Origin of the sequence: Pseudomonas sp. CFBP 13710 (assembly GCF_014842235.1) — a bacterium.
Taxonomy (GTDB): domain Bacteria; phylum Pseudomonadota; class Gammaproteobacteria; order Pseudomonadales; family Pseudomonadaceae; genus Aquipseudomonas; species Aquipseudomonas baltica.
In genome coordinates this window covers 275839-297703 of record NZ_JACYVJ010000003.1, presented here as the reverse complement: position 1 = coordinate 297703, position 21865 = coordinate 275839, and the positions used below count along the sequence as shown (strand labels likewise).

Below are 21865 nucleotides of genomic sequence, written 5' to 3'. Positions count from 1 at the left end.
TTGCAGCTGCGTTCATTGACCAATCGCTGGCCGATCAGTAGTGGTACCACTTCACCTCGAGCATGACCTCGTTGCGCGGCGAGCTCAAATGGCTGAACTCGCGCTGAGCGCTCAGGCGCAGGCCCAGGTTGCGAGAAATTTCCCACTGCTGATTCAGACTCAGGCTACGGCGCACTTCGCCATTGGTGAAGTAGTCACCCTTGCCCTCCAGGCTGAAATTGCCCAAGTCGTTCTTCCACAGCACACCGCTGTTGAAACCCGCCGCCGGCGTGACGAACTGGGCAAAGTCGTTGTTGTGTTCCACCCGTGCCGTGCCAAGGGCAAAGCCCAGCAGGTGCTCGCCAAGCTGCCACGTACCACCGGCACCGCCGTTCACATGGGACACCAGGTTTTCGTCGCCATGCTTGCCCAGCACCCGTTCCAGGCCGCCGGTGACCTGCCAGGAGAGGGGTTGCAACAGCTCGTTGCGCGGCGTCAGCGAACGGATCGTTGCCAGGTCAAGCTGCTGCAATTGCCAGTCATTGCCCTCGTACTGGCGCACTTTCAAGCCCAGGATCTCGATCTGCGCGCCCAGCGGAAAGCCCTCGGCGTTGTCGTTGAGGTCGTGATACGCCATGCGCAGCCCGTACTCGGCGAACGCGGTATCACCGCGGGTACCCACACCCGCGCTCCAGGTGCGTGACTGATGACCATCCTCGGGCAAGCCCGGCTGGGCGATGTCCAGCGGGGGCGGGGGGTTGCGGTTGATCGCGCGCAGCAACTGGAAACTGCGCTGGGTCCTCGCCGGATCGCGCTCCTGGCCGGTGGCCCGATAGCGCTCGAGACGAAACGCGGCATCCTGGATCAGCGCCTGACGCTCCCTGCCCAGCGCCTGAAAACCTTCACTGTCGATCTGCGCCGTGTCGGCGGCGATCCGCTGTACCCATTGCTGCTCGCTGCTGTCCAGCGGCTTGGCGCGTTCGAGCAGCTCGCGCTCGCGAGATGCGCGATAGTCGATCTTCTCGACCAGCCCGGCAGCCTTCACCGCCTTCACCGTGTCGGTGGGAATGGCGGTCAGGGGGAATTGTGAGGTCAGGTCCAGGCCAGGCCTGGCCACCTGAAGCAGTTCGAGCAGACGATACGAGCAGTTTTCATCGAAGAAGAAATAGTCGAACTGCACCTGCTTGAGTTCCCATACATGCTCGACCATGCGCCCGGTTTCTTCCGGCGTAAGGTTGAGCCGGTACTCCCACAGATCGCGGTTTTCCAGGCTGCGGTATTCGGAAAGCTTTTCCTGGTAGGGCACCAGGGCGAACAAGCCAGGATAGCCGCCGGCCAGGCCCTTCCAGGCGTAGAGAATGCTGTTGTCACCGCCTTCGACATAGGCGCCGAAGTTGATCGCATAGCTGAGCAGCGCAGTGTTGTTGCTTTGCACATCGGCCTGATCGATGCGCAGCAGGGTATGCCCGAACATCGACGAGGGGCTGTTCAGGTACGCCGCCGGGAATATCAGCACGGCGCTGTGGGGGGCCACGTCCGAGAACCATTTGCGGAACTCGGCGCAGTCCACGGTCGGCAGGTCGCTCAGGCCAAGCTGCTCGCGCAACCAGCGGGTACGCGCCGGGAACACGCACTGTGCATGGCGATCGCCCGTGCCTGCGGGTGCATAGATGGCCTTCAACGTGGCCTGCAGCTCGGCATCCGGATGGTGCGCGCCATCATCGGCCAGGAAGAATTTGCGGTCATCGACATAGCTGCGCCAGCCGCCGAGCTTGCCACGCTCGTAATGGCCGACGGAAATCCAGTACGGATCGTTGGCCAACTGTTGCAGACGCTGAGCGTCGAGGTGCGGAGCGGCATGCAGCGGGGCGCACACACAGAGCGCCAGGAAGGCAAGGCGTTTGAGCATTGTCGGCAACTAGTTCGGCGAAATCGGAAAGGGGGGATGCCCGCTCCGAAAGGAGCGGGCGGGTCGAGCTTAAGCCTGGGTGGCGTATTTGGCCAGACGTGGATCGTTTTTCAGGACCGCGATGGTGTTGCTGTGTACGTCTTCAGCGGTGCTGTCGGCGCTGCTGAAGATCTGCTGGAAGTGCTCGTGGGTAACCGACTGGAAGTAGGCACGGTCTTCGGGAGCGACGCCCAGAACCACGGCATAGGTGGTCAGTGCTTCGCCTTGGCCCTTGGCCATGTCTTCGGACAGCTCGTCCATCATGCCATTCATGGCAATCCAGGATTTACCGCCATAGGTCAGTGCAGCGTTGGTGGAGCAGCCGTTGGTGCCCGAGGTCATGCCGAAGGTGGCGTTGCCCGAAGTGCCGTTGGTGGTGGAAGCCAGGAAGTGCGCCGGAGTGCCGCGCTGGCCTTCGAACAACATATTGCCCCAACCGCAATCCGGACCGCCGGGCGCTTGCGCCATGGCATTGATCGAGACGGCGGCGAACAGAGTACCCAGCAGAATCCGTTTCATAGCGTTGTTCTCTTTTTTGATGTGCTTACCGAGGGTCTAAGTGCCTGGGGATCCAGGACGGGCCGGTTATTTGGCCAGCCGCGTAACTTGGAGTTTAGGCAAGCGTTGCAGTTCCGCACGAAATGAGTAACTTGCAGCCTTGAGCGTCCAGCCCCGCTGCAGCTTGCACCGCCGCCACAGAAGCGCCCAGAATGACCGCATCTGCCCCGCCGAAGTAAGGATGCCCGATGCCCGATTCCGTAGCTGCCAGCCTGCGTCTTGCACCCGAGGCACTGACCCGCCCGTTTTCCGCTGAACAGTTCAACTTCACCACCACCAATGACCTGGAACCCTTCCGTGGCGTCCTGGGCCAGGAACGCGCAGTCGAGGCCTTGCAGTTCGGCGTCGCCATGCCACGCCCCGGCTACAACGTGTTTGTCATGGGCGAGCCCGGCACCGGCCGCTTCTCGTTCGTCAAACGCTACCTGAAAGCCGAGGGCAAGCGCCTGCAGACCCCGGCCGACTGGGTCTATGTGAACAACTTCGATGAGCCGCGCGAACCCCGCGCCCTCGAGCTGCCGCCAGGTAGTGCAGGTGCCTTCATCGGCGACATCGGGGTGCTCATCGACAATCTGCTGGCGACGTTTCCGGCGGTGTTCGAGCATCCGTCCTACCAGCAGCGCAAGAGCGCCATCGACCGAGCTTTCAACCAGCGCTACGACCGCGCACTGGATGTGATCGAAAAACTTTCGCTGGAAAAAGACATCGCGTTGTACCGCGACAGCAGCAACATCGCCTTCACCCCGATGCTCGACGGCAAGGCCCTGGATGAAGCCGAGTTCGCCCAGTTGCCCGAAGTCGACCGCGAGCGCTTCCATACCGATATCTCCAATCTGGAAGAGCGCCTCAACGAGGAGCTGGCCAGCCTGCCGCAGTGGAAACGCGAGTCGAGCAACCAGTTGCGTCACCTCAACGAAGAAACCATCACCCTGGCCCTGCAGCCATTGCTCGCGCCGCTGTCGGAAAAATACGCCGAGAACGCCGCAGTATGCGGTTACCTGCAGGCCATTCAGGTCAATCTGCTCAAGACCGTGGTCGAGCAGCTGGTCGATGACAGCAAGGCCGATGCCCAGGCCCGCAAGCTGCTGGAAGAGCAGTACAGCCCCAGCCTGGTGGTCGGCCATCACCAGAGCGGTGGCGCGCCGGTGGTGTTCGAACCACACCCGACCTACGACAACCTGTTCGGCCGGATCGAATACAGCACCGATCAGGGCGCGCTCTACACCACCTACAAACAGTTGCGCCCCGGCGCCCTGCACCGGGCCAACGGTGGCTTCCTGATTCTGGAAGCCGAGAAGATGCTGGGCGAGCCCTTCGTCTGGGACGCGCTCAAGCGCGCCTTGCAATCGCGCAAGCTGAAGATGGAATCGCCACTGGGCGAGTTCGGTCGGTTGGCCACTGTCACGCTCACGCCACAGATGATTCCGCTGCAGGTCAAGGTCATCATCATCGGCGCTCGCCAGCTGTACTACGCGTTGCAGGATCACGATCCCGACTTCCAGGAGATGTTCCGCGTCCTGGTGGACTTCGACGAAGACATCCCCATGGTCGACGAGAGCCTGGAGCAGTTCGCCCAACTGCTGAAGACGCGTACCTCGGAGGAGGGCATGGCGCCGTTGACCGGTGACGCCGTCGCGCGCCTGGCCACCTACAGTGCGCGTCTGGCGGAAAACCAGGGGCGGCTGTCGGCCCGTATCGGCGACTTGTTCCAGCTGGTCAGCGAGGCGGACTTCATCCGCCACCTGGCCAACGAAGAACGTACCGACGCCGGCCACATCGAGCGTGCGCTCAAGGCCAAGGCCACGCGCACCGGCCGGGTTTCGGCGCGCATCCTCGACGACATGCTGGCGGGCATCATCCTGATCGACACCAGCGGCGCCGCGGTCGGCAAGTGCAACGGCCTGACGGTGCTGGAAGTGGGCGACTCGGCGTTCGGCGTGCCGGCGCGCATCTCGGCCACGGTGTATCCGGGCGGCAGCGGCATCGTCGACATCGAGCGCGAGGTCAACCTGGGTCAGCCGATCCACTCCAAGGGGGTGATGATTCTCACCGGCTACCTGGGCAGTCGCTATGCTCAGGAATTTCCCCTGGCCATTTCCGCCAGCATCGCCCTAGAGCAATCCTACGGATACGTGGATGGCGACAGCGCGTCGCTGGGCGAGGCCTGCACCTTGATCTCGGCGCTCTCGAAAATGCCGCTCAAACAGTGCTTCGCGATCACCGGTTCCATCAACCAGTTCGGCGAAGTCCAGGCGGTGGGCGGGGTCAACGAGAAGATCGAGGGTTTCTTCCGCCTGTGCGAGGCCCGCGGCCTGACGGGCGAGCAGGGTGCGATCATTCCGCAGGCCAACGTCGCCACCTTGATGCTCGACGAAAAGGTCCTGCAGGCGGTCCGCGACGGCAAGTTCCATGTCTATGCCGTGCGCCAGGCGGACGAGGCATTGAGCCTGCTGGCCGGTGAGCCAGCCGGTGAACCCGACGAGAACGGCGCGTTTCCCGAGGGCAGCATCAATGCCCGCGTGGTTGAGCGGCTGCGGGTCATCGCGGAAATGATCAGCGAGGAAGACCTCAAGGAAGCCGAGAAAGAGCACGCGCTGGAAGAATTGGTCGAGGTTCGGCCAACGGTGTAGGTCTCCGAGGGGCCACCCAGCACGGGTCGGCCCCTCTGCGCCATCGTGCAGGCGTCACCCGGCCAGGGTGCGCCGTCGATTTGTGGAAAACTGACATCTGTAGGCGGCAGGCGGCTGCGACACACCGTCGCACGTCGTGCTTTGCCATGGCCGTGGCTATAATCGTCGCCAATTTCCACCACCCTGTGAGCCTCAATGGAACGCTTCATCGAAAAAACCATGTACGCCTCGCGCTGGTTGCTGGCGCCGATCTACGTTGGACTGTCCTTGGGTCTGCTGGCGCTGGCGCTGAAATTCTTCCAGGAAATCTTTCACGTCCTGCCCAACATCTTTGCCATGGCCGAATCGGAAGTGATCCTGGTGCTGCTCTCGCTCATCGACATGGCGCTGGTTGGCGGCCTTCTGGTGATGGTGATGATCTCGGGCTACGAAAACTTCGTGTCGCAACTGGACATCGAAGAGGGCGTCGAGAAGCTCAGCTGGCTGGGCAAGATGGACTCGTCTTCGCTGAAGATGAAAGTTGCCGCTTCGATCGTGGCCATTTCGTCCATCCATTTGCTGCGTGTGTTCATGGATGCCAAGAACATCGAACCGCAGTACCTGATGTGGTACGTGATCATCCACATGACCTTCGTCATTTCGGCGTTCGCCATGGGCTACCTGGACAAGCTGACCAAGCACTGATTGCACCTGTAGCGTGGGCGCACACGGCCCGGCCTGCTGAAGTGCGGGCCTGCAGTGTGCTAGTCTGCTGGCCCTTTTATCCGGGCGCGCCCTTCATCCCCGCATGAAGATTGCGGCGCGGCCCCGCAGCGGAGCAGTGTTATGTCCGAAGTACAATTGTCGACCGACGAAACCCGCGTCAGCTATGGCATTGGCCGTCAACTGGGCGGCCAACTGCGCGACAACCCACCACCTGGCGTCAGCCTGGAAGCCATCCTGGTCGGCCTGACCGATGCGTTCCGTGGCCATGAAAGCCGTGTGAGCGAAGAAGAGCTGAACGCCAGCTTCAAGGTGATCCGCGACATCATGCAGGCCGAGCAGCAGGCCAAGGCCGAAGCTGCGGCTGGCGAAGGCAAGGCGTACCTGGCCGAAAATGCCAAGCGTGCCGAAATCACCACCACCGCCAGCGGCTTGCAGTACGAAGTGTTGAGCACAGGCGAAGGCAGCAAGCCGGCCGGTGACAGCACCGTGCGCGTTCACTACCACGGCACCCTGACCGATGGCACCGTGTTCGACAGCTCCTACAACCGTGGCGAGCCGGCCGAATTCCCGGTCAACGGCGTGATCGCTGGCTGGACCGAAGCCCTGCAACTGATGCCTGCCGGCAGCAAGTGGCGTGTCCACGTACCGAGCGAACTGGCCTACGGCGCCCAAGGCGTCGGCAGTATCCCGCCGCACAGCGTGCTGGTGTTCGACGTCGAGCTGCTCGAAGTCCTGTAACCCGCCAGCGGAAACGCACTCCCTGTAGCAGCGGCGCAAGCCGCGTCCGGCCTCACCGCGTGCGTCCAGAAACACCGCACCCACCGCCGACGCGGCTCGCGCCGCTGCTACAGGTGCCTGGCCTCCACCGACGACGCGGCTTGCGCCGCTGCTGCAGGGGGCCTGCATGCACTGCTGACGCGGCTCGCGCTGCTGCTGCGGGGAGTGCGGTATCTGTAGCAGCGGCGCAAGCCGCGTCCGGCTTCGGCGCGGTGTATCAGTGCAACTCCCCCATTGGCCGCAGTGCCCGTGCGTAGCAGAACAAAAACAGGTTGCGCACCACTTCCTTGAGCACTCCAGGTTCGCTTGAACTCAGGCCATGCAGGTCGAGGTCGCCCTGGTCGCGTAGCTCATCCAGAGCATCCTCGCCAAGCACCGCACAGACTTCACCCGTCTCGCGATGCAGGATGCGCAGGTAGGGGTGTGGGCGGTCGAGCCAGGCGTCGATCAGATAGGTCATGGCAATTCTCCTTGAGGGCATTCAATGAGAATAATTCTTATTCATATAATAGCAAGCGACTATTTGCCTTCCGCAGGCATTGCACCCTTGGAAGTCAGGCCGGGCGCCTCGCGACGGCCCGGACCGCTGGTCGGGCGACGCCTCAGACCTTGCGCACGAACTCGGACTTGAGCTTCATCGCGCCAATGCCGTCGATCTTGCAGTCGATGTCATGGTCGCCATCGCACAGGCGGATGTTCTTGACCTTGGTGCCGACCTTGACCACCAGCGAAGAGCCTTTGACCTTGAGGTCCTTGATCACGGTAACGGTGTCGCCGTCGGCCAGGGCATTGCCCACCGAGTCCTTGATCGTCAAAGCATCGCCGTCGGCACTCTCGTCGCTCGTGGCCGACCACTCATGGCTGCATTCGGGACAGATCAGCTGAGTGCCGTCTTCGTAGGTGTATTCGCTGTTGCATTTGGGGCAGGGCGGCAGCGTGCTCACGAGATTCCTCGGGGGTAGGGAATAAAGGCGCGCAGTATATAGGGTTTTTGCCGCAAGAGCCCATCAGCGCCAGCTGCCATGCAAGCTGCGCCTTTATGTGGAGTATGGTTCTTGTCTGGGAGCAGGGCTTTGGTGGAACAGGCTCTGCCAGCAAGAGCCCACCGCTCACTCACCGTAGAATCGGACACTTGTGGGAGCGGGCTCTGCCCGCGAATGGCCCACCACCGAATCAGTGCGTACGCGCCACCGCAAATTCACTCAGCTCGACCAAGGCATCCCGGTATTGGCTGGCAGGCAGCGCCTCCAGCTGAGCAATGGCCTTGGCCACATAATCGCGTGCCAGCTGCGCGGTGTAATCCAGCGCGCCACAATCCTCGACCGCAGTGCGGATGCGTTCCAGGTCCTCGATCCCGCCCTTCTGGATCGCCTGGCGGACCAGCGCTGCCTGCTCGGCGGTGCCTTCACGCATGGTGTAGATCAGTGGCAATGTCGGCTTGCCCTCGGCCAGATCGTCGCCCACGTTCTTGCCGAGGGTCTCGGCGTCGCCGCGATAATCGAGCAGATCGTCGACCAGCTGGAAAGCGACGCCCAGGTGATCACCGAACGTGCGCAGCGCTTCGCACTGTTCGGGGGTGGCACCGGTGAGCGCCGCGGCGCTGTGTGCCGACGCCTCGAAGAGCATCGCGGTCTTGCCGCGGATCACTTCCATGTAGATTTCTTCGGTGGTGCTGGCGTCCCGCACCTTGGACAGCTGCAGCACTTCGCCCTCGGCAATGATGCGCGTGGCGTGCGACAGAATCTTCATCACCGACATCGAGCCCAGCTCGACCATCATTTCGAACGAGCGCGAATAGAGGAAGTCGCCCACCAGCACGCTTGGCGCGTTGCCCCACTTGGCATTGGCGGTGGAACGACCACGGCGCATGCCGGACATGTCGACCACGTCGTCATGCAGCAGGGTCGAGGTGTGTAACAGCTCGATGGTGGCTGCCAGCAGACGCAGGTCGTCGCTTTGATGGCCCAATGCTTTGCCGGCGAGGAGCACCAGCAGCGGCCGCAGGCGCTTGCCCCCAGAGGAGGTGATGTAGTCGCTGATCGTCGATACCAACGGCACGCGCGAGGTCAGCTGCTGCTTGATGATCCCGTCGACGGCGCTGAAATCGTCCGCCACCGCGCGGTAGAAAGCTTGGGGTTGCATCAGCGAGAGTCGCTCCAGAAGGGTTGCGCGGCATGCTAGGACGCGGGTCGGGGTGTGTCAAGGCGCGTCCATGGCCCTGCGCGCCCGTGTGCAGGGCCGGCACGGCCCGGTATGGCCCGTGAAAGGCGTTCTGCCAGGTCCGCCAAGCCGATGAGGCGACTGGCGGCCTCTTGTCAGAGGTTCGCCGCTTGCGTACAATCGCGCACCCTGAACTTCCTGGGCAGCACCTGCCTTACGCAATTGCATTTGGGGCGTTCCAACCCATGCAGCCATGCCAGCCGACACTCTACTTATAAAGAGCTGGGTGAGCAGGATTATCGGAGAAATACCATGTCGTACGCAGTAATCGTTACCGGTGGCAAGCAATACAAGGTCGCCCCAGGTGAATACCTGAAGATCGAGAAACTGGAAATCGCCACCGGCGAATCCGTTACCTTTGATCGCGTTCTGTTGGTCGCCAATGGCGACGACGTGAACATCGGCGCTCCAGTGGTTGCCGGCGCTACCGTTGTGGCTGAAGTGATTTCCCAAGGTCGTCACGATAAGGTCCGCATCATCAAGTTCCGTCGTCGTAAGCACCACATGAAGCGCATGGGCCACCGCCAGTGGTACACCGAGATCAAAATCACCGGTATTCAGGCTTAATTTCAGCCTAATTCCTCACTAGGAGAATTGACTCATGGCACACAAAAAAGCTGGTGGTAGTACCCGTAACGGTCGCGACTCAGAAGCCAAACGCCTTGGCGTGAAGATGTATGGCGGCCAGGCTATCATCCCAGGCAACATCATCGTCCGTCAGCGCGGCACCCAGTTCCACGCTGGCTACGGCGTTGGCATGGGCAAGGATCACACCCTGTTCGCGAAAGTCGCAGGCGTGATCAAGTTCGAAGTAAAGGGCGCCTTCGGTCGTCGTTACGTGAGCGTTGTCGCAGCTTAATCGCGACGTCGCTGGAGAAGCCCTGTCTTGCGACGGGGCTTTTTCGTTTTTGGAGTGAGTCTCTTGCAAAGGTTTGCATGGGCTGTCGGTACGAGAGTCATTGACGGGTTTGCCGCGCTCATTTTCGCAAGAGCCTTACGTTTCAGTTTCATTAGCTCGTCCCTGCGGCGAGAGGCGTATTTTTCATGAAGTTTGTAGATGAAGTATCCATCCGCGTGAAAGCGGGTGACGGTGGCAACGGCTGCATGAGCTTTCGCCGTGAAAAATTCATTGAGAATGGCGGCCCCAACGGCGGCGACGGTGGCGATGGCGGCTCGATCTACATGATCGCCGACGAAAACCTCAACACTTTGGTCGACTATCGCTATACCCGCCACTTCGATGCCGAGCGCGGCGCCAACGGTGGTAGCACCGATTGCACCGGCAAGAAAGGTGAAGACATGGAGCTGCGCGTACCGGTAGGTACCACGGTGATCGATGCTTCCACGCAGGAAGTGATCGGTGACCTGGTCAAGGCCGGTCAGCGCCTGCTCGTCGCACACGGCGGCTGGCACGGTCTGGGCAACACCCGCTTCAAGTCCAGTACCAACCGCGCGCCGCGCCAGACCAGTCCGGGCAAGCCGGGTGAGCAGCGTGACCTCAAGCTGGAAATGAAAGTGCTGGCCGATGTTGGCTTGCTGGGCCTGCCCAATGCTGGCAAGAGCACCTTCATCCGCTCGGTCTCCGCGGCCAAGCCCAAGGTGGCGGACTACCCGTTCACCACATTGGTGCCGAATTTGGGTGTGGTCAGTGTCGATCGCTGGAAGAGCTTCGTGGTAGCCGACATTCCCGGTCTGATCGAGGGCGCTTCGCACGGTGCCGGCCTGGGTATCCGCTTCCTCAAGCACTTGGCGCGTACGCGCGTGCTGTTGCACCTGGTCGACATGGCGCCGCTGGATGAAACCAGTGCTGCCGATGCCGCCGAAGTGATCGTCAACGAACTGGTCAAGTTCAGTCCGTCGCTGGCCGAGCGCGAGCGCTGGCTGGTGCTCAACAAGTGCGACCAGATTCTGGAAGAAGAGCACGAAGAGCGGGTCAAGGAAATCGTCGACCGCCTGGAGTGGGAAGGTCCGGTCTACGTGATCTCGGCCATCGCCAAGGAAGGTACCGAGCGCCTGAGCCGCGACATCATGCGCTACCTTGAAGACCGTGCCGATCGCCTGGCCCGTGACCCGGCCTATGCCGATGAGCTGGCCGAGCTCGACCAGCGCATCGAAGACGAGGCTCGCGCGCAGCTGCAGGCCCTGGATGATCAGCGCGCACTGCGCCGTAGCGGCGTGAAGAGCGTCCACGACATCGGCGATGACGACGATTGGGAAGAAGAAGACGCCGAAGACGGCCCGGAAATCATCTACGTCCGCGACTAGTGCGTATGGGTGCAGGTCCCGCTTCTGTAGGAGCGGCCCGCGGCCGCGAAGGGCGCACCGCGGTGTGCCTGGCACTCCACGGTGTCTTCTTCGCAGCCGATGACCGCTCCCACAGTGATCTCCAGTGTTAAACTAAGCGCCGCTCACCATGAGCGGCGTTTTTGTTTTTCTACCGGGCAAAGGTTGGCAGATGATGCGGAGCAAGGTGACGGGTGCGCAGCGTTGGGTCGTGAAGATCGGCAGTGCGCTGCTGACCGCGGACGGCAAGGGTCTGGATCGCGCGGCGATGAGTGTCTGGGTCGAGCAGATGGTTGCTTTGCACAATGCCGGGGTCGAGCTGGTGCTGGTCTCTTCGGGGGCTGTAGCGGCCGGCATGAGTCGTCTTGGATGGGTCAAGCGCCCCAGTGGCATGCACGAGCTGCAGGCTGCCGCCGCCATCGGCCAGATGGGGTTGGTGCAGGCCTGGGAGTCTAGCTTTGCCGAGCATGGCCGGCACACTGCGCAGATCCTGCTGACCCACGACGATCTCTCCGATCGCAAACGCTACCTCAATGCGCGCAGTACCCTGCGGACCCTGGTCGAGCTGGGCGTGGTGCCGGTCATCAATGAAAACGATACCGTGGTCACCGACGAAATCCGCTTCGGCGACAACGACACCCTGGCGGCCCTGGTGGCCAACCTGGTGGAGGCGGACCTGCTGGTGATCCTCACCGATCGCGATGGCATGTTCGATGCCGATCCGCGCACCAACCCCGATGCACAATTGATCTTCGAAGCGCGTGCCGACGACCCATCGCTGGATGCGGTTGCCGGCGGTACCGGCGGCGCGCTGGGGCGTGGCGGCATGCAGACCAAGCTGCGCGCCGCACGCCTGGCGGCTCGCTCCGGGGCGCATACGGTGATCGTCGGTGGCCGTATCGAGCGCGTGCTCGATCGGCTCAAGGCCGGCGAGCGCCTGGGTACGCTGCTGTCGCCCGAGCGTGAAATGCTCGCCGCGCGCAAGCAATGGCTGGCCGGACACTTGCAGACCCGCGGCACCCTGGTGCTCGACGAAGGGGCCGTGCAAGCCTTGACCGGTGGCCACAAGAGCCTGCTGCCGGTAGGTGTGAAAGTGGTCCAGGGAAGTTTTCGGCGGGGTGAAATGGTGGTGTGCGTGGCGCCCGATGGTCGCGAGATCGCACGTGGCCTGGCCAACTACAGTGCGCTGGAAGCCCAGAAAATCATTGGTCAGTCGTCGGACGTTATCGAGCGCTTGCTGGGCTATATGGCCGAGCCCGAGCTGGTGCACCGCGACAACCTGATCCTCGTTTGATCCCTACAGGAACGTTTCCATGAAAGTGCTCAAAGCCCTCGCGGCTGCCATGTTGTGCCTGCCGATGCTGGCGAGTGCCGAGGAAATCGGCCAGGTGTCCACGGTGTTCAAGGTTGTTGGTCCCAACGATCGCATCGTCGTCGAGGCGTTCGATGATCCCAAGGTGCCAGGGGTGACCTGTTATCTGTCGCGCGCCAAGACGGGCGGAGTGAAGGGTGGCCTGGGCCTGGCGGAAGACCGTGCGGAAGCGTCCATCGCCTGCCGCCAGGTCGGGCCGATCCAGCTGCCGGGCAACTTGAAGGAGGGCGAGGAGGTGTTCAAGGAGCGCACCTCGCTGGTGTTCAAGACCATGCAGGTGGTCCGTTTCCACGACAAGAAGCGCAACGCCCTGGTGTATCTGGTCTACAGCGACCGCATGATCGAAGGCAGCCCGCAAAACGCCGTGACCGCCATCCCGATTCGCCCCTGGACCGAATAACCGCGTTGCACCCTTCGCGGCCGATGACCGCTCCTACGGAAGACATGCATGGCCCACCGTAGGAGCGGTCATCGGCCGCGAAAAGGGCGCCGCGGTGTGTCAGGTAAGCCGCGTTGCACCCTTCGCGGCCACGGACCGCTCCTACGGAAGACATGCATGGCCCACCGTAGGAGCGGTCATCGGCCGCGAAAAGGGCGCCGCGGTGTGTCAGGTAAGCCGCGTCGCACCCTTCGCGGCCACGGACCGCTCCTACGGAGGACATGCATAGCCCACCGTAGGAGCGGTCATCGGCCGCGAAAAAGGCACTGCGGTGTGTCAGGTAAGCCGCGTTGCACCCTTCGCGGCCGATGACCGCTCCTACGGAAGACATGCATGGCCCACCGTAGGAGCGGTCATCGGCCGTGAAAACGGCGCCTCGATACCGGCACATTCACACAGGCACAAAAAAGCCGACCCTGGGGTCGGCTTTTTCTACATCGTACAGCTGATCAGGCAGCAGCAGCCTGGTTCAGTGCTTTGATGTGGCCGTTCAGACGGCCCTTGTGGCGAGCAGCCTTGTTCTTGTGGATGATGCCTTTATCGGCCATACGGTCGATAACTGGCACGGCCAGAACGTAAGCAGCTTGTGCTTTTTCTGCGTCTTTTGCGTCGATGGCTTTGACTACATTCTTGATGTAGGTGCGAACCATGGAACGCAGGCTGGCGTTGTGGCTGCGACGCTTCTCAGCCTGTTTTGCACGTTTTTTGGCGGAAGGTGAGTTGGCCACCGTCGAGCTCCTCGAAAGACTTTTGAAATAGCAAACAAATAAGGCCGCGAATCATGCCCATCAACGAGTTGGTTGTCAAGGGTACGTGAGACGATCCGCTAAGTGGTTGGTCGGGTGTCGAAGTGATTCACTTCTGGCCCGCGACCTGTACACTCGCGAAGTTCTGGCTCTGCCTGCTGATGCGGCGCGGAGTATCGCACACCTGGGCCGGATATGGGCCTGCTCTTCGTCAACGGGCATGAAAAACTTTCGATGAACCTACTTAAATCCCTGGCCGCGGTCAGCTCCATCACCATGGTTTCGCGGGTGTTGGGCTTCGTCCGCGACACCATCATTGCGCGCATTTTCGGCGCCGGCATGGCCACCGATGCCTTCTTCATCGCTTTCAAGCTGCCCAACCTGCTGCGCCGGATCTTCGCCGAAGGCGCCTTCTCCCAAGCGTTCGTGCCCATTCTCGCCGAGTATAAGAGCCAGCAGGGCGAGGAGGCCACGCGTACCTTCATTGCCTACGTCGCCGGCCTGCTGACCCTCGCACTGGCGCTGGTGACGGTGGCCGGGATCCTCGCTGCGCCGTGGGTGATCTGGGCAACCGCTCCGGGTTTTGCCGATACCCCGGAGAAATTCGCGCTCACCAGCGATCTGTTGCGGGTGACCTTTCCTTATATATTGCTGATTTCGCTGTCGTCCTTCGTCGGTGCCATCCTCAACACCTACAACCGCTTCTCGGTTCCAGCTTTCACGCCCACGCTGCTGAACGTGTCGATGATCCTGTTTGCCCTGTTCCTCACGCCCTATTTCGATCCGCCGGTCATGGCGCTCGGCTGGGCCGTGCTGGCGGGTGGGTTGGCGCAATTGCTCTATCAACTGCCGCATCTGAAAAAGCTCGGCCTGCTGGTGCTGCCACGCCTGAGCCTGCGCGATACCGGTGCCCTGCGGGTGATGAAGCAGATGCTGCCGGCAATCCTCGGCGTATCGGTGAGCCAGATTTCGCTGATCATCAATACCGTCTTCGCCTCGTTCCTGGTGGCCGGCTCGGTGTCCTGGATGTACTACGCCGACCGCCTGATGGAGCTGCCGTCGGGGGTATTGGGCGTAGCCTTGGGCACGATCCTCCTGCCGACCCTGGCCAAGACCTACGCCAACAGGGACCGCCATGAATACTCGCGCATCCTCGACTGGGGGCTGCGCCTGTGTTTCGTGCTGGTCCTGCCGTGCGCGGTGGCCCTGGCGTTGCTCGCCGAGCCCTTGACCGTGGCCTTGTTCCAATATGGCAAGTTCACCGCGCTGGATGCGGCCATGACCCAGCGCGCGCTGATCGCCTATTCCATCGGCCTGCTGGGGATCATCCTGATCAAGGTGCTGGCGCCGGGCTTCTACGCCCAGCAGAACATTCGCACGCCGGTGAAGATCGCCATCTTCACCCTGGTGGCGACACAGGTCTTCAACCTGATGTTCATCAGCCATCTGCAGCACGCAGGCCTGGCGCTGGCCATCAGCCTGGGCGCCTGCCTGAACGCCGGGTTGCTGTACTGGAAGCTGCGTCAGCAGGACCTGTTCCAGCCGCAGCCGGGCTGGACCGCCTTTCTGTGCAAATTGGGCGTGGCCGTGCTGACCATGGCCGCTGCCTTGCTGGTGCTGCTGCAGTACATGCCGGCCTGGGCCGACGGGCAGATGCTCGAGCGCTTCCTGCGCCTGGGGCTGTTGGTGTTGACAGGCGTGCTAGTGTATTTCGGAATGTTGTTGGCCATGGGCTTCCGCCTCAAGGACTTCGCTCGCCGCGGGCTGGCGTGATCCTCGAGCGCACTGGTTGCCCTTGGCCGCGAGCGGTTTTATGCGTTAGCGAACATCCATGCACGCTGTTGCCTGTCGTCGACGCGTGGGTATGGTTATAATCGACCACTTTATGAGCAAGAAGCGCGTTATGCAGCTGGTTCGAGGCCTTCACAATCTGCGGCCCCAGCATCGGGGCTGCGCCGCCACCATTGGCAATTTCGACGGTGTCCATCGTGGCCACCAGGCTATTCTGGCCCGGCTGCGCGAGCGTGCCCGCGAGTTGGGCGTGCCCAGTTGTGTGGTCATCTTCGAGCCCCAGCCGCGCGAATACTTCAGCCCGCAGACCGCGCCGGCACGTCTGGCCCGGCTGCGCGACAAAGTGCAGCTGCTGGCTGCGGAACAGGTCGATCTGGTGCTGTGCCTGGCCTTCAACAAGCGCCTGAGCCAGCTCAGTGCGTCGGAGTTCGTCGACACCATCCTGATCGACGGCCTGGGCGTGAAACATCTGGAGGTTGGTGACGACTTCCGCTTCGGCTGCGACCGGGCAGGGGACTTCGATTTCCTGACCCAGGCCGGCAGCCTCCAGGGCTTTACCGTCGAGTCGGCGCAGACCGTCGAAATGGACGGTGTCCGCGTCAGCAGCACCCAGGTCCGCAAGGCTCTGGCTGCGGCCGATTTCAAACGTGCCGGACAGTTGCTCGGCCGGCCCTTCTGCATCGAAGGAAGGGTCCTGCATGGTCAGAAGCTGGCCCGCCAACTGGGCTGGCCCACTGCCAATGTGCAACTCAAGCGCCGTCGTGCGCCGCTCACCGGGGTATACCTGGTCAGTGTCGACATCGACGGCAAGACCTGGCCAGGAGTCGCCAACATAGGCGTGCGGCCAACCGTTGCAGGTGATGGCAGTGCCCACCTGGAAGTGCATTTGCTGGACTTTGCCGGTGACCTCTATGGCCGGCATTTAACGGTGGCGTTCCACCACAAGCTGCGTGATGAGCAGCGTTTCGCCTCGCTTGAGGCGCTGAAGTCGGCGATCGATGCGGATGTCGCCGCCGCGCGTGCCCACTGGGCCAAGCCAACCGCTTAAATTGAAGAGCCTGAAATGACCGACTACAAAGCCACGCTAAACCTTCCGGACACCGCCTTCCCAATGAAGGCCGGCCTGCCCCAGCGCGAGCCGCAAACTCTGCAGCGCTGGGACAGCATTGGCCTGTACCAGAAGCTTCGCGAGATTGGCAAGGACCGTCCCAAGTTCGTCCTGCACGACGGTCCGCCCTATGCCAACGGCAATATCCACATCGGTCATGCGGTCAACAAGATCCTCAAGGACATGATCACCCGTTCCAAGACCCTGGCCGGCTTCGATGCGCCGTACGTGCCGGGCTGGGACTGTCATGGCCTGCCGATCGAGCACAAGGTCGAAGTCACCCACGGCAAGAACCTGGGCGGCGACAAGACCCGCGAACTGTGCCGCGCCTATGCCAGCGAGCAGATCGAAGGGCAGAAGGCCGAGTTCATCCGTTTGGGCGTGCTGGGCGACTGGGCCAACCCGTACAAGACCATGAGCTTCCCCAACGAGGCCGGCGAGATCCGTGCCCTGGCCGAAATGGTCCGCAACGGCTTCGTGTTCAAGGGCCTCAAGCCGGTGAACTGGTGCTTCGATTGCGGCTCGGCCCTGGCCGAGGCCGAGGTCGAGTACGCCGACAAGAAGTCGCCGACCATCGACGTCGCTTTCCCGATCGCCGACCAGCAGGCCCTGGCCGACGCCTTCGGCCTGCCCGGCCTGGAGAAGCCGGCCAGCATCGTGATCTGGACCACCACCCCGTGGACCATCCCGGCCAACCAGGCGCTCAACGTCCATCCAGAATTCACCTACGCCCTGGTCGACGTCGGTGATCGCCTGCTGGTGCTCGCCGAAGAACTGGTCGAGAGCTGCCTGGCGCGCTACAGCCTGCAAGGTACGGTGCTCGCCACTACCGTGGGTGCCAAGCTCGAGCTGATCAACTTCCGACATCCGTTCTATGACCGCCTGTCGCCGGTGTACCTGGCCGACTACGTCGAACTGGGCGCGGGCACCGGTGTGGTTCACTGCTCGCCTGCCTATGGCGTGGACGACTTCAACATCTGCAAGCAGTACGGCCTGACCAACGACGACATCATTGGCCCGGTGCAGAGCAATGGCGTGTATGTCGAATCGCTGCCGTTCTTCGGCGGCCAGTTCATCTTCAAGGCCAACCCGAACATCGTCGACAAGCTGACCGAAGTCGGTGCGTTGATGCACACCGAAGTGGTCAGTCACAGCTACATGCACTGCTGGCGGCACAAGACCCCGCTGATCTACCGCGCCACGGCGCAGTGGTTCGTCGGCATGGACAAGCCACCCGTCGAAGGCGATACCCTGCGCGAGCGCGCGGTGAAAGCCATCGAGGAAACCAAGTTCGTCCCGGCCTGGGGCCAGGCACGCCTGCACTCGATGATCGCCAACCGTCCCGACTGGTGCATCTCGCGCCAGCGCAACTGGGGCGTGCCGATTCCGTTCTTCCTCGACAAGGCCACCGGTGAGCTGCACCCACGCACCGTCGAGCTGATGGAAGAGGTGGCCAAGCGCGTCGAAGTCGAAGGCATCGAAGCCTGGTTCAAGATGGACGCCGCCGAGCTGCTGGGCGATGACGCCGCCAACTACGACAAGATCAGCGACACGCTGGACGTCTGGTTCGACTCGGGCACCACCCACTGGCACGTGCTGCGCGGCTCGCACCCGATGGGCCACGAAAGCGGCCCGCGTGCCGACCTGTACCTGGAAGGTTCGGACCAGCACCGCGGCTGGTTCCACTCTTCGCTGCTGACCGGCTGCGCCATCGACAACCATGCGCCGTATCGCGAGCTGCTGACCCACGGTTTCACCGTGGACGAAAACGGCCGCAAGATGTCCAAGTCGCTGGGCAACGTCATCGCCCCGCAGAAGGTCAACGACACCCTGGGTGCCGACATCATGCGGCTGTGGGTTTCGGCCACCGACTATTCGGGCGAAATGGCCGTGTCGGACACCATCCTGCAACGCAGTGCCGACGCCTACCGTCGCATCCGCAACACGGCGCGCTTCCTGCTCTCCAACCTCAGCGGCTTCAACCCGGCCACCGACCTGCTGCCGGCCGATCAGATGATCGCCCTGGACCGCTGGGCCGTCGACCGGGCGCTGCTGCTGCAACGCGAGCTGGAAGAGCACTACGGCGAATACCGCTTCTGGAACGTCTACTCCAAGGTGCACAACTTCTGCGTGCAGGAGCTGGGCGGCTTCTATCTGGACATCATCAAGGATCGCCAGTACACCACCGGCGCCAACAGCGTTGCCCGGCGTTCCTGCCAGACCGCGCTGTACCACATCAGCGAGGCGCTGGTGCGTTGGATCGCGCCGATCCTGGCGTTCACCGCCGACGAGCTGTGGCAGTACCTGCCGGGCGAGCGCAACGAATCGGTGATGCTCAACACCTGGTACCAGGGCCTGAGCGAGTTGCCCGAGGGCTTCGAGCTGGATCGCGCCTACTGGGAACGCGTGATGGCGGTGAAGACCGCAGTCAACAAGGAAATGGAAAACCTGCGCGCCGCCAAGGCCATCGGCGGCAACCTGCAGGCCGAAGTGACCCTGTACAGCGAAGACGCGCTGAACACCGACCTGGCCAAGCTTGGCAACGAGCTGCGCTTCGTGCTGATCACCTCGGGTGCCACCTTGGCACCATTCGCCCAGGCTCCGGCCGATGCGGTGGTCACCGAGGTCGCTGGACTGAAGCTCAAAGTGGTCAAGTCGAGTGGCGTGAAGTGCGCGCGTTGCTGGCACTTCCGTGACGACGTGGGCGTGGACCCCGAGCATCCGGAAATCTGTGGGCGCTGCGTCGACAACATCAGCGGTGACGGCGAGGTGCGCCACTATGCCTGATTCGTCGGCGTCCTTCGGTCGCTACGGCCACTTGAAGTGGCTGTGGCTCAGCGTGTTGGTGATGGTGCTGGACCAGGCCACCAAGTTCTATTTCGACGGCACCCTGCAGATGTACGAGCAGATAGTGGTCATTCCCGACCTGCTCAGCTGGACCCTGGCCTACAACACCGGCGCCGCCTTCAGCTTCCTGGCCGACAGTGGCGGCTGGCAGCGCTGGCTGTTCACCCTGATCGCCGTGGTGGTCAGCGTGGTGCTGGTGGTCTGGCTCAAGCGCCTGGGGCGCAGCGACACCTGGCTGGCGATAGCGCTGGCCCTGGTGCTGGGTGGCGCGGTCGGCAACCTGTTCGACCGTGTCGTGCTCGGCCATGTGGTCGACTTCATTCTGGTGCATTGGCAGGATCGCTGGCGGTTCCCGGCGTTCAACCTGGCCGACAGCGCCATCACCGTCGGTGCGATCATGCTGGCGTTGGATATGTTCAAGAGCAAGAAAACCGGAGAAGCGGTGAATGACTGAGCAGCGTATCAGGGAAAACACTGAAGTGACCTTGCACTTCGCCCTGCACCTGGAAAACGGCGACACCGTCGACAGTACGTTCGACAAGTCGCCAGCGACCTTCAAGGTCGGCGATGGCAACCTGTTGCCGGGTTTCGAAGCCGCCTTGTTCGGCTTCAAGGCCGGCGACCGACGGACCGTGAAGGTGCTGCCGGAAAACGCTTTCGGCCAGCCCAATCCGCAGAACGTGCAAGTCATGCCGGCCTCGCAGTTCGCGAACATGGAGCTGTCCGAAGGGTTGCTGGTGATCTTCAACGACGCGGCCAACACCGAGCTTCCGGGCGTGGTGAAAGCATTCGACGACAACGAAGTGACGGTAGACTTCAACCACCCGTTGGCAGGCAAGACCCTGACCTTCGAGGTGGAAATTCTTTCGGTCACCGCCCTTTAAGGGCACCGAGGCAAGCATGCAAATCAAACTCGCCAATCCCCGTGGCTTCTGCGCGGGTGTGGACCGAGCGATCGAGATCGTCAACCGCGCCCTGGAAGTCTTCGGCGCACCGATCTATGTCCGCCACGAAGTGGTGCACAACAAGTTCGTGGTCGAAGACCTGCGCAATCGCGGCGCTATCTTCGTCGACGAACTCGACCAGGTGCCTGACGACGTCATCGTCATCTTCAGTGCCCACGGCGTTTCCCAGGCCGTGCGCCAGGAAGCGGCCGGGCGCGGCCTGAAGGTGTTCGATGCAACCTGCCCGCTGGTCACCAAGGTGCACATCGAAGTGGCTCGCTACAGCCGCGACGGCCGCGAGTGCATTCTCATCGGCCACGCCGGGCATCCGGAAGTCGAAGGCACCATGGGGCAGTACGATGCCAGCAACGGCGGCGCCATCTACCTGGTCGAAGACGAGAAAGACGTTGCCAGCCTGAACGTGATCAACCCTGAAAACCTTGCCTTCGTGACCCAGACGACCTTGTCCATGGATGACACCAGCCGGGTCATCGACGCGTTGCGCGCGCGCTTCCCCGCCATTGGCGGGCCGCGCAAGGACGACATCTGCTACGCCACGCAAAACCGCCAGGACGCCGTCAAGATCCTGGCCGACGAGTGCGACGTGGTACTGGTAGTGGGCAGCCCGAACAGCTCCAACTCCAACCGGCTGCGCGAGCTGGCCGAGCGCATGGCCACCCCGGCGTACCTGATCGACGGGGCGCAGGACATGCAGCAAGGCTGGTTCGACGGCGTGCAGCGTATCGGCATTACCGCTGGTGCCTCGGCGCCCGAGGTGCTGGTGCGCGGTGTCATCGAGCAACTGCACGCCTGGGGTGCGACCGGCGCCGACGAGTTGATCGGTCGGCCGGAGAACATCACGTTCTCGATGCCCAAGGAATTGCGGGTGAAGACGATTACTTGAGTGACTTGCGGCACTGATCGTCGCGATTGCGTACGTAGCTTTTGTCTAGCCTGAGCCTTCCGGCCCAGCTGAGGATAAGGCGCGTACGCGCCTTGTTGTTGCGATCGCACACGTAGAGCGTTCCGGGGTTGCCGGCGCCGCTTACTCCGGCAACAGCGCCGAACGTGTTGAAACGCACCTCCTTGCGTATCCATAGGTTTCCTTCGATCCTGATCGCGCCGTCCAACACGCGCTCGCGCAGGACAGTGCTCGAGCTGGAAGGCAGCCCGCGCCTGTCTGGCATTACCTTCCATCCCCAGCCCCACCCCTTGTCCGACGCGCGGACGACCATAGGGGTATGCCTCACAACCGCTTCGGTTCGGGCCATTTTCAGGGTCGCGACCAGCTCGCTGACGATCATCTGACGCCGCTGCTCCTGCAGCATCGTGCGGAAGGCGGGCACCGCGATCGCCGCCAATATCCCCGCCACTGCCAGCACCGCCACCAGCTCTACCAATGTCATTCCCTTGCTGTTCATGCCAACCCTCCCTGGGTTTCTGTGCAACAGGCGCTGATCCCTCTAGAACAACCGTATATCCTGTGCGCCCAGCGAACTGCGCGAGCGCTGGTTTATA

At 62.4% G+C, this 21865-nt stretch carries 21 protein-coding genes; 14 read left to right on the top strand and 7 right to left on the bottom strand.

Annotated elements, in window-relative coordinates:
* Window positions 1–34 precede the first annotated feature (34 nt).
* Complete coding sequence (locus IFT44_RS09855) at window positions 35–1888, bottom strand: Lnb N-terminal periplasmic domain-containing protein (protein ID WP_192175827.1); 1854 nt, start codon at window positions 1886–1888, stop codon at window positions 35–37.
* 69 nt (window positions 1889–1957) lie between these two features.
* Window positions 1958–2446, bottom strand: a complete 489-nt coding sequence (locus tag IFT44_RS09850; RefSeq protein WP_043192793.1) for a DUF3015 domain-containing protein — start codon at window positions 2444–2446, stop codon at window positions 1958–1960.
* A gap of 227 nt (window positions 2447–2673) precedes the next feature.
* Here IFT44_RS09850 and IFT44_RS09845 point away from each other — a divergent pair, with 227 nt between their 5' ends.
* The 3 genes from IFT44_RS09845 (at window position 2674) to IFT44_RS09835 (ending at window position 6558) form a co-directional block, all read left to right on the top strand.
* The gene (locus tag IFT44_RS09845; protein WP_192175826.1) at window positions 2674–5115 is read left to right on the top strand and encodes a Lon protease family protein; all 2442 of its coding nucleotides are present in this window, start codon (window positions 2674–2676) and stop codon (window positions 5113–5115) included.
* Window positions 5116–5310: 195 nt separating this feature from the next.
* Window positions 5311–5799, top strand: a complete 489-nt coding sequence (locus tag IFT44_RS09840; RefSeq protein WP_043192796.1) for a TIGR00645 family protein — start codon at window positions 5311–5313, stop codon at window positions 5797–5799.
* A 141-nt stretch (window positions 5800–5940) separates the two neighbouring features.
* On the top strand, window positions 5941–6558 hold the full coding sequence (locus tag IFT44_RS09835) for an FKBP-type peptidyl-prolyl cis-trans isomerase (RefSeq protein ID WP_122475340.1): 618 nt from the start codon (window positions 5941–5943) through the stop codon (window positions 6556–6558).
* A gap of 256 nt (window positions 6559–6814) precedes the next feature.
* Here IFT44_RS09835 and IFT44_RS09830 read toward each other — a convergent pair whose 3' ends face one another.
* From IFT44_RS09830 to IFT44_RS09820, 3 genes are all read right to left on the bottom strand, one after another.
* On the bottom strand, window positions 6815–7057 hold the full coding sequence (locus tag IFT44_RS09830) for a PA4570 family protein (protein ID WP_122475338.1): 243 nt from the start codon (window positions 7055–7057) through the stop codon (window positions 6815–6817).
* 142 nt (window positions 7058–7199) lie between these two features.
* A complete protein-coding gene (locus tag IFT44_RS09825) occupies window positions 7200–7541 on the bottom strand; it encodes a zinc ribbon domain-containing protein YjdM (protein WP_122475337.1) in 342 nt (113 codons plus the stop codon).
* 229 nt (window positions 7542–7770) lie between these two features.
* A complete protein-coding gene (locus tag IFT44_RS09820; RefSeq protein WP_192175825.1) occupies window positions 7771–8739 on the bottom strand; it encodes a polyprenyl synthetase family protein in 969 nt (322 codons plus the stop codon).
* Between the two features lie 330 nt (window positions 8740–9069).
* Here IFT44_RS09820 and rplU point away from each other — a divergent pair, with 330 nt between their 5' ends.
* The 5 genes from rplU to IFT44_RS09795 all read left to right on the top strand — a co-directional run bounded on the left by rplU (window position 9070) and on the right by IFT44_RS09795 (window position 12872).
* On the top strand, window positions 9070–9384 hold the full coding sequence (gene rplU / locus IFT44_RS09815) for a 50S ribosomal protein L21 (RefSeq protein ID WP_003176051.1): 315 nt from the start codon (window positions 9070–9072) through the stop codon (window positions 9382–9384).
* A 34-nt stretch (window positions 9385–9418) separates the two neighbouring features.
* On the top strand, window positions 9419–9676 hold the full coding sequence (gene rpmA, locus IFT44_RS09810; RefSeq protein ID WP_008371588.1) for a 50S ribosomal protein L27: 258 nt from the start codon (window positions 9419–9421) through the stop codon (window positions 9674–9676).
* Between the two features lie 185 nt (window positions 9677–9861).
* Window positions 9862–11082: an Obg family GTPase CgtA gene (cgtA, locus tag IFT44_RS09805; RefSeq protein ID WP_043192803.1), complete on the top strand. Its 1221-nt coding sequence runs from the start codon at window positions 9862–9864 to the stop codon at window positions 11080–11082.
* 193 nt (window positions 11083–11275) lie between these two features.
* Complete coding sequence (gene proB, locus IFT44_RS09800) at window positions 11276–12394, top strand: glutamate 5-kinase (protein ID WP_122475717.1); 1119 nt, start codon at window positions 11276–11278, stop codon at window positions 12392–12394.
* A gap of 19 nt (window positions 12395–12413) precedes the next feature.
* Window positions 12414–12872, top strand: a complete 459-nt coding sequence (locus IFT44_RS09795) for a CreA family protein (RefSeq protein WP_122475332.1) — start codon at window positions 12414–12416, stop codon at window positions 12870–12872.
* Between the two features lie 488 nt (window positions 12873–13360).
* On the opposite strand, the gene rpsT is transcribed toward IFT44_RS09795, so the two are convergent.
* A complete protein-coding gene (gene rpsT, locus IFT44_RS09790) occupies window positions 13361–13639 on the bottom strand; it encodes a 30S ribosomal protein S20 (protein ID WP_043192805.1) in 279 nt (92 codons plus the stop codon).
* A gap of 252 nt (window positions 13640–13891) precedes the next feature.
* On the opposite strand from rpsT, the gene murJ reads away from it, so the two are divergent.
* From murJ to ispH, 6 genes are all read left to right on the top strand, one after another.
* Window positions 13892–15430 (top strand): murein biosynthesis integral membrane protein MurJ, encoded by a 1539-nt coding sequence (gene murJ, locus IFT44_RS09785; RefSeq protein WP_192137704.1) that lies wholly within the window; start codon window positions 13892–13894, stop codon window positions 15428–15430.
* 130 nt (window positions 15431–15560) lie between these two features.
* Entirely contained in the window at window positions 15561–16496 is a 936-nt protein-coding gene (gene ribF, locus IFT44_RS09780; RefSeq protein ID WP_192175824.1) for a bifunctional riboflavin kinase/FAD synthetase, read from the top strand.
* A gap of 15 nt (window positions 16497–16511) precedes the next feature.
* Entirely contained in the window at window positions 16512–19343 is a 2832-nt protein-coding gene (gene ileS / locus IFT44_RS09775; RefSeq protein ID WP_122475329.1) for an isoleucine--tRNA ligase, read from the top strand.
* The gene (gene lspA / locus IFT44_RS09770) at window positions 19336–19857 is read left to right on the top strand and encodes a signal peptidase II (protein ID WP_122475327.1); all 522 of its coding nucleotides are present in this window, start codon (window positions 19336–19338) and stop codon (window positions 19855–19857) included. Before ileS ends, lspA begins: the two co-directional genes overlap by 8 nt.
* Window positions 19850–20287: an FKBP-type peptidyl-prolyl cis-trans isomerase gene (gene fkpB / locus IFT44_RS09765; RefSeq protein WP_122475325.1), complete on the top strand. Its 438-nt coding sequence runs from the start codon at window positions 19850–19852 to the stop codon at window positions 20285–20287. The genes lspA and fkpB overlap by 8 nt, the downstream gene beginning before the upstream one ends.
* Window positions 20288–20303: 16 nt before the next feature.
* Window positions 20304–21251 (top strand): 4-hydroxy-3-methylbut-2-enyl diphosphate reductase, encoded by a 948-nt coding sequence (ispH, locus tag IFT44_RS09760; protein WP_192175823.1) that lies wholly within the window; start codon window positions 20304–20306, stop codon window positions 21249–21251.
* Here ispH and IFT44_RS09755 read toward each other — a convergent pair.
* Window positions 21244–21768, bottom strand: coding sequence for a GspH/FimT family pseudopilin (locus IFT44_RS09755; protein WP_192175822.1), 525 nt, complete (start codon window positions 21766–21768; stop codon window positions 21244–21246). The genes ispH and IFT44_RS09755 overlap by 8 nt on opposite strands.
* Window positions 21769–21865: the final 97 nt, after the last annotated feature.